4 protein-coding genes and 1 riboswitch are annotated in these 3548 nt (G+C 45.5%); all 4 genes read right to left on the bottom strand.

All coding sequences use genetic code 11. The features are described 5' to 3' along the window. Positions 1–1400 (bottom strand): leucine-rich repeat protein (locus tag ACR0P9_RS09265; RefSeq protein WP_432619461.1); only part of this gene is annotated, 1400 nt, incomplete at its 3' end. A gap of 177 nt (positions 1401–1577) precedes the next feature. Further along, positions 1578–2132, bottom strand: a complete 555-nt coding sequence (locus tag ACR0P9_RS09260) for a folate family ECF transporter S component (RefSeq protein ID WP_432619459.1) — start codon at positions 2130–2132, stop codon at positions 1578–1580. A gap of 60 nt (positions 2133–2192) precedes the next feature. Next, positions 2193–2288, bottom strand: a riboswitch (THF riboswitch). Positions 2289–2333: 45 nt separating this feature from the next. After that, positions 2334–2840, bottom strand: a complete 507-nt coding sequence (locus ACR0P9_RS09255) for a CarD family transcriptional regulator (protein WP_432619457.1) — start codon at positions 2838–2840, stop codon at positions 2334–2336. Positions 2841–3025: 185 nt separating this feature from the next. Next, on the bottom strand, positions 3026–3475 hold the full coding sequence (locus tag ACR0P9_RS09250) for an Rrf2 family transcriptional regulator (RefSeq protein ID WP_432619455.1): 450 nt from the start codon (positions 3473–3475) through the stop codon (positions 3026–3028). Positions 3476–3548: the final 73 nt, after the last annotated feature.

The following is a 3548-nucleotide window of genomic DNA, read 5'->3' as shown; positions in this document are numbered from 1 at the left end:
TGTTCGCCGGATACGCTCGGGCTTCCCGCCTGCGCATACAGAATCTGTGCAACCATCGCGCGCGACAAGGTTGTATACGGTTCAAACGTATTCTCGCTCATGCCGTTCATCATGCGGTGTGCGTAGATGTATTCTACATAAGAAATAAACCAATCGTTATCTTTTACATCATGAAATACATCCGAGGCAGACCAAGTCTTCCAAGTAACAGTCCCATCATAGTCTTTTTTCATTGCATCTTCCCACGTCGTATTGTGAGCTGGATAGTATATTGTCACAGGATAAAAACCAAAGCATTCTTCTCCAATACGCGGTTCATTTCCTCGGAACGTAATTTTTCTTAGATCTGCGCAGTAGAAAAATGCATCCGAGCCGATCTCCGTCACCGTTGCCGGAATGTCAACATCATTTATAGAACCGCATGATGCAAATGCTTGTTTTCCAATTGTTCTCAACCCCATCGGAAGTTCAAACTTTTTCAGTGCTACGCAACCATAAAAACTATAATTTTCTATTACTTGTACATTTTTAGGAATATTTACCTCCTCTAAACCGCCGCAGTTACTAAACATTCCCTCTTTTATCGCGGCAATGCCTTCCGGCAGTGTTGCCCTTTTTAAATGTCTACAATACCCAAATACTTCTGTTCCAAGTTTTATTACACTCTGAGGAATATCAATCTCCTGCAACATGTTGCAGCCCCAAAATGCCTGTGAGCCAATTTCCTCAACGCCATTTGAAATGGTCACTGTTTCAAGATTCTCGCAGGAAAAAAATGCTTCATCGTCAATCGTTTTTACTGTTTTCGGAATAATTACCTTCTGAAGTTTTTGCGTATAAGCAAACGCTTTTTTCTCAATACGTCTTACACTTGACGGAATGACATAGCTTAAATCTTCCTTTGCTGTCGCATAAAACACCAATGTTGTTTCATCTTTATTAAATAACACGTTGTCTTCGGATACATAATTTTGATTTGCTGCATCCACAGTAATCGTATTCAAATTCCAACAATTGTATAGTGCATCCGAGCCAATCTCTGTCACACTAGCCGGAATTTCGACTGTCGATAATGCATTCAAAGACTGAAATGCACATGAACCAATGCTCTTGACGCCTTGTTCAACGACAATTTTCTTAACCTGCTTGTTAAGATCTTTCCATGGAGACTCATTATCATCAGAATAGTTCTCCATCTCTCCTGTACCGCTGATGGTCAGCGTTCCGTCTTCGCTCAGCGACCACGTTACCTGTTCGCCGCAAGTACCGCTGGTTGGCTTCTGTTCCTCGTCGGAGACCACAGCTGGCTGCTCAGCATTTGCCGCAAAGGCAACCGGCATGGCAGAAATCGCCATGCATCCCGCCAGCAGCAAGCTTGCCATTCTCTTCTTGTTTTTCATGTAATTTTTACCTCCCAAAGTAAAATCGTCACGTTCTGCAACAAATATATTATACGGAAATCTACCAGAAAAAGCAACAAAAACCACTGGCACATATCCTCATGCCAGTGGTTTATTCTTTGCAATATCTTACCTTTGCGTCAGCTGAAAGAGTCTGCTTATGCCTTCACACGTCTATTATCTTCTGATGATATTTCTCTGATGGAGCGCGTCCAAAATACGCGGCAGCAGAACCGCATACACGACCGCTGTGACAATGCCCGCCAAAATACGCGGCGGGATGGCAACATAAATCGCAAAAAAGGATTGATAGTATCCATACAGCATTTGTTCCACCAGCATGGCTCCTGTATTGCACAGCGTCACAAGAACCGAGGTGAGACAGGTTTCCAGCGCCAGAATGTGGAATTTTGTGCTGCCCCGAAACGCACGGAACAGCAATCCCATAGACAAGCCGCGCATCACCGCAGGAAGAATCCATAAAATTGTTGTCGCACTAAACCCATAGGTCAGCATCTGTCCGACAAATGCGCCGGTAAAGCCAGTCGCCGCTCCCCAAACCGGTCCGCCGAACACCGCCATAATCAGTACCGGCAAACCACTCAGTGATATTTTTAAGTTTCCGGCAAACGGAACACTAATGCTCACCGCCAAGAAATCGAGACCGACATACATCGCAGCCATCATACCTGCCATGCACATCATGCGAATGTTGTTTTGTGTTTTGTTCAAAATAAAATACCTCCTTATACCCGTTGTTCCGAAATATAAGGAGGTAAGATCCGTATTTCCGGCAGCGGGATGCAACACCTGAACCGCGGATGTTCCTTCGTCTATATGGCAACTCCCCGTCCATACAGCACTTAACGCTCAGATGCCTACTCTGCATAAGCTTGTCTATTATACCTCTAACGCTGTGATTTGTCTACTGTTTTACGCCTGCGCGCCTGCAATACGTTTTTGAATATACGGCTGCACCTGATCGAAACCGATGCCCAGTGCAACGGACAATTCGCCGTACAGCAGCTTTTCTGCCCGTTTCATGTACTGCTGATCCGTCGAACCCATGTGACGCCCCGCCTTCATCGAGCGGTGATTCTTGCGATGCACGACCTTAATCAGACGAATCAAATCTTCATTTTCATGCGTATTCAGGCAAGCGCGATATTTCTCACTCTGCATCCGAATGTCCCGATTGTTTTCCAGCTCCTCCGGAATCTCCGGAATGCGGTCAATCAGCTGCTCGGCATCCGTCCGCGACATTACCGGACGCATAAATGCCTTGGTATCTACCGGTGTGTAAATAACCTCTTTGTCGTATACCGGCGCCAGCGTATAATACAGCTTTTCTTTATCCGAAATTCCCTCCGGATGTCCCACATCCTCTACGCGGCAAACGCCCGTACTTCCATACATGACCAGATCTCCGACTTGATACATACTTACACTCCTTTTCCGATTTGTTCTTATTTTGTCGTATTGTTCCAGTTATATTATAACACCATTTTTACCCTTCGGTAACATTTATTTTGAAAAAAAGTGCCAATTTTTTCTGGTTCTGCAAGTTTTTCATGCGCCAAATATCAAAAAGATTTCCAATATCGGCAGCAAAAAAGAGCAGTTTCTCATGAGAAACTGCTCTTTTCTGTCGTATCTTTTCGCCGGAGATCCTCCATCAACTGCTGTACTGTGACCGCACGCAATTGGTTTTCCATTGCCAGCGCAGCGGCATCTAAATAGCCGCTCAAGATGCCATGCACCTCGCGTCCGACCGGACAGGCGGGGTTTGGATTTTCATGAAAATGAAACAACGGCTCTTCTTTCGGCTCCACTGCATGGAAAATATCCAGCAGTGTGATGTCCTCCGGTGCCTTTGCCAAGGAAGCGCCGCCGACACCCGCCTCTACGTTGACTAATCCCGCTTTTTTGAGCTGTCCCAGCGTCTTGCGGATGATAACCGGATTGACGTTGACGCTTCCCGCCAGAAAATCCGATGTAATTTTACAGTCCTCCCCAAACCGCACAATACACATCAAAATATGCGCCGCAATGGGGAGTCTGGAAGAAAACTGCATATGTTTTGCCTCCTATCTGGAATGCAATCATTGTAGCATCGGCGCGTCGGACTGTCAACGAAGAAAAAATTTT

The organism is Butyricicoccus sp., assembly GCF_050872565.1.
Lineage (GTDB): Bacteria > Bacillota > Clostridia > Oscillospirales > Butyricicoccaceae > Butyricicoccus_A.
The sequence above is the reverse complement of the archived record's forward strand: the minus strand, read 5'-3'. Positions and strand labels throughout refer to the sequence as shown.